A 6072-nucleotide genomic window follows, 5' to 3' on the forward strand; every position below is an offset into this window, starting at 1 on the left:
AGAGAGTTTAATTACTCTCTTTTTTTATAGTTTTACTTCATATGGAATAGTAGATTATAAATAACATATACTCTAAATATAATATTATATGGAGGGTTGCGAATAAATGAAAAAAGCATTTGTAATGATTGTATTTATACTTACTACTATATCTTTATTTGGCTTTAATTCACATAAAAAGTTAAATGATGAAGAGGCCTTGAATATGGTTTCTAATAATTTAAATAATAGGTATCATCTTATTAATGAATTAGATAACGATTATAATAAAGGAAAAATAAACGATAAAGAATTTTATAATCAAGAAATGTCTATATATGAAAATGAAATGAAAAGTTATTCTGAAAAATCGCTTAAAAATATAAAAGATGATAATTTAAAATCTACTATAGTACAAGTAAGCCAAGGTTTAGAATTTCAAATAAAATCAACTGAATTTGCAATGAAAGGTGATTATGAACAAACTATGCTATATCATGAGGAAGCTTTTAAAATATGTTATCCAGCTATAATTAAACTTAAAAATAACTATAATGCCACTCTTGCAGATGAATATATAAATAATCTAGAAGAAACAATGAAAATTTATAATAAAAATAAATAAATTTTACAGTACATATAAAAAAAGTGATTTTATATAAAATCATCTTTTTTTATTTATATTACTCTTCTATATTTTCAAATACTACTTTTCCCCTGCATATAGTGTACTTAACTTTTCCATATAGACTACTTCCTGTAAACGGTGAATTACTTGCCTTAGACGAATAGTCTTTTACCACATATTTTTCATTTGGAGCAAATATAACTAAATCAGCTAATCCGCCTTCTTTTATACATCCACTTTCTAAGTTATATAAATTAGCAGGATTTATAGTCATTTTTTCTATTAACTTCATTATACTTAAATGACCTTTTCTAACTAAATTAGTCACTCCTAGAGCTAAAGCGGTTTCAAGACCTATTATACCACTAGGTGCTTTTTTAAACTCTACATTTTTTTCTTCATTAGTATGTGGCGCATGGTCTGTTGCTATTATTTCAATAGTATCATCTTGTAACCCTTCTATTATTTTATACTTATCATCTTGAGTTCTAAGTGGAGGATTCATTTTAGCATTAGTACCATATTTAAGTACATCATCTTCTGTTAATGTAAAGTGATGTGGTGTCGCTTCTGCAAAGACATTTGCACCTAATTTTTTAGCCATTCTTACAACTTCAACAGAAACTCCAGAACTTATATGTTGTATATTTACTTTTGCACCTGTTTTTATAGCTAGCATACAATCTCTTGCTACCATAACATCTTCAGCTACATTTGATGCCCCACCTATTTTAAGCTTTCTAGAAATTTCACCTTCATTTATCCCTGGATTTGTTATAAGAGATGGGTCTTCTTCATGAAAACTTAATGGTACATTTAATTTTTTAGCTTTATTCATTGCTTTTAAAATAGTGTCACTATTCATTATAGGTAATCCATCATCACTAAATCCAACTGCACCTAGTGATTTTAATTTTTCCATATCCACTAATTCTTCACCTTTAAATCCTTTACTAATAGATGCTACTTGTAATACATTTATAGGTGATTTTTTAGCTTTATCTAATATATACTTTAGAGTTTTTTCATTATCTACTATGGGGTTAGTATTTGCCATACAGATAACTGTAGTAAATCCACCTCTTGCTGCTGATAATGATCCACTTTCTATATCTTCTTTATGTGTAAATCCTGGATCTCTAAAATGAACATGTACATCTATTAACCCTGGTGCAACTATGTATCCACTTGCGTCTACTACATTTGAATATTCGCTTGTTACTGGAAACTTTCCTATTTTATATACTTTATCTTCTTTTATAACTATATCTAAAACTTCATCTCTTTTTGTCTTAGGGTCGATGACTCTCCCATTTTTTATAAGTATCATGTCTATATTTCTCCCTTTAAATATTCATATATAACCCTTGCTCCATCATATATACTTAATAATGAAGAGAATTCACTTTTATTATGACTAATCCCTCTATAACATGGGATAAATACCATTGCGCTATCACATAATTTCGTAAATGCCATAGCATCATGTCCTGCTCCACTTGGCATTATCTTATGAGATATTTTTAATTTATCACTACATTCAATTAATTTTTTTTGCATATAAGAACTCATTTTCACAGGATCAAAAGATCCTTCCTCTTGTAAAAAGAATTTAACATCTCTTTTTTGTGAAATATCTTTTATAGCTATATTCATATTTTCTACAATACTGTCTAAACTTTCTATATCAATTCCTCTTATATCAATTCCAAGATTAACTTCTCCTGGTATAACATTTAACACATTTGGCCCATTACTTATTACTCCTACAGTTGTTACAGATTTTCTATAAATTTCTTCTCTACCTATTCTTTCAAGTTCTAATATAAATTCTGATGCTGCACAAAGTGCATCTTGTCTCATATCCATAGGAGTTGCTCCTGAATGCTCTGCTTCACCATGAATACATAAACTAAATCTTCTTGGTCCTGCTATATCACTAACTATTCCAACCTTTATATCATATTCTTCTAATACTTTTCCTTGTTCAATATGTAGTTCTAAGTATTGCTTTATATTTTCTATCTTTTTAGGATTTAAGTTATATTCTTTATTATTAAATATCTCAATAATCGACTTACCTGTTTTAGAGACTAATCCACGTACATCATCTTTAGTTAATTCTTTTGTTATAAGACCACTACCTATGGTACATTTACCAAAATTACTTGATTCTTCACATCTAAATGCTGCCACTCTAATTGGTATATCTAATTTATCATTTTTAGCCCAACTTAATATTAAAAGTCCTGCTATAACTCCTGCTACACCATCGTATCTTCCACCATTTACAACAGAGTCTAAATGAGAGCCTAGTAAATAGTACTCTTTATCACTAATATCATTAGCTACATAAGTATTTCCCACTTCATCTATATAAGTATAAAAATTTTCTTCTTCTCCTAAGTATTTAAACATATCGTGCATTTCGTCTTCTACTTTAGAATATCCTAGCCTTGTTACTCCACCGTATGAATTAGCTCCAATATCATAAAACTTGCCAAATACATACTCTAAATATTGTATATCTTCTCTTTTTGAAGTCATAATATATCCCCCATTATATTTGAATATTTATTTATATACGACCTTTTTTCTATATTATACCCTAAATATACATCATTTTAAATAATTATCACGAATTAAATTTAATTTTTATCTAATAAGATTCGATTTTATTTTAATAATTTAAATATAAAATTACGTTTAATATCTATTGCTTTTTTAGGACATAATTCATGACAACAATAGCATCTTATGCATTTATCTAAATTTATAATTACTTTCTTATCTTTTAATTTCATAACTTTTGCTGGACAAGCCTCAATACATTTACCACATTTTATACAATCATTATCTCTTATTATTGGTTTTGGAGTAATCAGTTTTGTTATAGGTTCATGTAAAAACTTAGGCAAAGTCGATGATAGTAGTCTGAAATCTTTGCTAGTACTTGGAATTTTAAAATCTTTTATTATTAATAGATTTATATCATCACCTAAAATTTCTACATCTGATAAATCATTTTTTATATAATTTCTTTTTATGGATCCTCTTACCGTTGGCACTTTACTATAATCTAGATTTATAATCTTACAAGCTACAGTGTCTATTGCATAAGGGCTAGAAGATGCTAATAATACACCTATCTTTCTTGGGGATCCTGCTGAAGGCCCATCGCCTTCCATTCCCACTATTCCATCCATTATAGTAAGAGTTGGATTTACATAAGAACATATATCTAAAAGTACATCTTCACAAAATAATTCTTCTGTCGGAAATCTATAATGTATTTCTGCTTTTTTTAAGCCAGCTATACAACCATATAAGTTTTTTACCCCTCCAGTAAAAGTTGCCATGCCATGAGTTTTTAATTTACATACATTTATTACATGGTCTACTTTTGTTATGGGTGTTATAATATCCATATATTTCAGTGCATGCGCATTCTGATTTTCTACTTTAATATCAGAAACATCATAATTTAAATTTATACCTAAATCATTTGCTACTTCTTCCATTCCAGAAGACTTATATATTCCCTTTAGTACACCTTGTGTATATGGCCCTCCTGGACTATCAGCTATTATTACTTCACAATTTAAATTTAGAAGTTTTTCACATAAAACTTTAACTACCATAGGATGAGTTGTTGTAGCTTCTTCAGGAATCTTTTTCATTAATAAGTTAGGCTTTATAAGTACTTTACTTTTTGGCTTTATATACGATTCTAAGCCACCTATATTTTCTAAATTTCTTTCCATAGACTTTGATACATTTTCATAATTATAATTATCACATTTTATAACAGATACTTTTTTCATTTTTTCCCCTTTATTAAATTAAATTTACATATTAGTATTTTATTCCCTTTTATTAATTATATATCATCTCTATATTTCTTAGATAATTTTTCATACATAATTTACTATCTTACTTTTTACATATTTTATTTTGTACATGAAATACTATATAAAAAGTTTTATTTCTAACAAAATATAGGAGTGATTTATATGAATAAATTAAAATTATCTTTACTTACAATGCTTTTGGTATTATCACTAGGTATTATTTCTTATGCTGATAGTAGTTCTATAACTGCTGATAATAACGTCAAAATGACTCAAGAGAAACATTATCCGGTTGTGGATATAACAAACCATACTACTAGAGACATAACTGTTGAATGGGGAGCTTATGGTGATAAATACCAAGGAGATATTTTAGTTCCTGGCAAAAGCACCGTATCTTTAGAACTAAAAGATTTAGCATTTTTAGGAAATAAAAATGAAATTACTAGAGTATGGCTTACTTGGAATGAACCATTACAATTAAAACCTTTAGGTACACAAGTTGATACTATACCTTTTAAATCTCCTGCTAAACCAACAACACCACCGGTTGAGTTAGGATAGATAAAAGCCTAGATTAAGTTCTAGGCTTTTATTTATTTATCCAAAATAATAACTTATAAAGGATATCTTTGCTTTTGCATAGAATTATATATATATTTTATTTTGGAGGATTTTATATGAATACTACAATAGAAATAATAAATAATAGAGTATCTCTAAGAAGATATGAAGAAAAACCTATATCTAAAGACCACTTAAACTTATTAATTGAAAGTGCAATAAAAGCTCCTACTGCCGGTAATATGATGATGTATTCTATAATTAAGATAACAAATGAAGACACAAAAGAAAAATTAAGTATGACTTGTGATAATCAGCCTTTTATAAAAAACGCTCCATTAATTCTATTATTTGTTGCTGATATGCATAAATGGTATAAGTACTTTGAAATTTCTGATGTAAAAAAAATAGCTAAAGACAATAATAAAGAATTTACATCTCCTGGAATTAATGACTTTATGTTAGCTGTAAATGATGCATTGATAGCTGCCCAAAATGTTGTTATTGCTGCTGAAAGTTTAGGGATAGGAAGCTGTTATATAGGAGATATAATGGAAAATTATGAAATACATAAAAGTTTATTAAATTTGCCTGATTATACATTTCCTGCTGCTATGCTTACTCTAGGATATTACCCTGAAAATTATAAAAAAACTTTTAGAGACAGATTTGATGAAAAATATGTAGTTTTTGATGAAAAATATAAAGACTTAAGTAATAATGACATTGTAGATATGTTTAAAAATAAAGAAAATAATATGCCAAAAACTAATATTTTTAATGCTGATAATTTTGGTCAATTATTATTTATGAGAAAAATCAGTTCTGATTTTGCAATAGAGATGAATCGTTCTATAAATAAAAATATAAAATTTTTTACAGGTGAAAATAAAAAAGGAGAAAGATAATTCTTTCTCCTTTTTTATATAAATTATTTTAATTCTTATTTTTGGAAATGTCTTTCTAATAAACCTAAGAATGCTTTACCATGTCTTGCTTCATCTTTACACATTTCATGTACTGTATCATGTATAGCATCAAGTCCTAATT

Annotated in this window: 6 protein-coding genes and 1 pseudogene; 3 read left to right on the forward strand and 4 right to left on the reverse strand. The window is 27.3% G+C overall.

Going from position 1 to position 6072, the window contains the following annotated elements; translation table 11 throughout:
• Positions 1–106 precede the first annotated feature (106 nt).
• Positions 107–604 carry a hypothetical protein gene (locus tag BN899_RS09675; protein WP_042274944.1) on the forward strand — a complete coding sequence of 166 codons (498 nt, stop codon included), beginning with the start codon at positions 107–109 and terminating at the stop codon, positions 602–604.
• Positions 605–662: 58 nt separating this feature from the next.
• Here the strand turns inward: BN899_RS09675 and BN899_RS09680 are convergent, their stop codons facing one another.
• The 3 genes from BN899_RS09680 to BN899_RS09690 all read right to left on the reverse strand — a co-directional run bounded on the left by BN899_RS09680 (position 663) and on the right by BN899_RS09690 (position 4431).
• Positions 663–1937 (reverse strand): dihydroorotase, encoded by a 1275-nt coding sequence (locus BN899_RS09680; RefSeq protein WP_042274945.1) that lies wholly within the window; start codon positions 1935–1937, stop codon positions 663–665.
• A gap of 2 nt (positions 1938–1939) precedes the next feature.
• Positions 1940–3154 (reverse strand): hydantoinase/carbamoylase family amidase, encoded by a 1215-nt coding sequence (locus BN899_RS09685; protein WP_042274946.1) that lies wholly within the window; start codon positions 3152–3154, stop codon positions 1940–1942.
• A 128-nt stretch (positions 3155–3282) separates the two neighbouring features.
• Positions 3283–4431, reverse strand: coding sequence for a DUF362 domain-containing protein (locus tag BN899_RS09690; RefSeq protein WP_042274948.1), 1149 nt, complete (start codon positions 4429–4431; stop codon positions 3283–3285).
• Between the two features lie 219 nt (positions 4432–4650).
• On the opposite strand from BN899_RS09690, the gene BN899_RS09695 reads away from it, so the two are divergent.
• Both BN899_RS09695 and BN899_RS09700 read left to right on the forward strand, forming a co-directional pair.
• Positions 4651–5022, forward strand: a complete 372-nt coding sequence (locus BN899_RS09695) for a hypothetical protein (RefSeq protein ID WP_147568528.1) — start codon at positions 4651–4653, stop codon at positions 5020–5022.
• A gap of 116 nt (positions 5023–5138) precedes the next feature.
• A complete protein-coding gene (locus tag BN899_RS09700; RefSeq protein WP_042274951.1) occupies positions 5139–5930 on the forward strand; it encodes a nitroreductase family protein in 792 nt (263 codons plus the stop codon).
• A 35-nt stretch (positions 5931–5965) separates the two neighbouring features.
• Here BN899_RS09700 and BN899_RS20825 read toward each other — a convergent pair.
• Positions 5966–6072 (reverse strand): annotated as a pseudogene (locus BN899_RS20825) (NADH peroxidase); the annotation flags it as partial.

Source organism: Faecalimicrobium dakarense, from assembly GCF_000499525.1.
Lineage (GTDB): Bacteria > Bacillota > Clostridia > Peptostreptococcales > Peptostreptococcaceae > Faecalimicrobium > Faecalimicrobium dakarense.

Excerpts from the sequence above, each read along its gene's own strand:
- BN899_RS09690 (WP_042274948.1), bottom strand. The coding sequence starts at position 4,431 with ATGAAAAAAGTATCTGTTATAAAATGTGATAATTATAATTATGAAAAT.
- BN899_RS09700 (WP_042274951.1), top strand. The coding sequence starts at position 5,139 with ATGAATACTACAATAGAAATAATAAATAATAGAGTATCTCTAAGAAGA.
- BN899_RS09695 (WP_147568528.1), top strand. The coding sequence starts at position 4,651 with ATGCTTTTGGTATTATCACTAGGTATTATTTCTTATGCTGATAGTAGT.
- BN899_RS09685 (WP_042274946.1), bottom strand. The coding sequence starts at position 3,154 with ATGACTTCAAAAAGAGAAGATATACAATATTTAGAGTATGTATTTGGC.
- BN899_RS09680 (WP_042274945.1), bottom strand. The coding sequence starts at position 1,937 with ATGATACTTATAAAAAATGGGAGAGTCATCGACCCTAAGACAAAAAGA.
- BN899_RS09675 (WP_042274944.1), top strand. The coding sequence starts at position 107 with ATGAAAAAAGCATTTGTAATGATTGTATTTATACTTACTACTATATCT.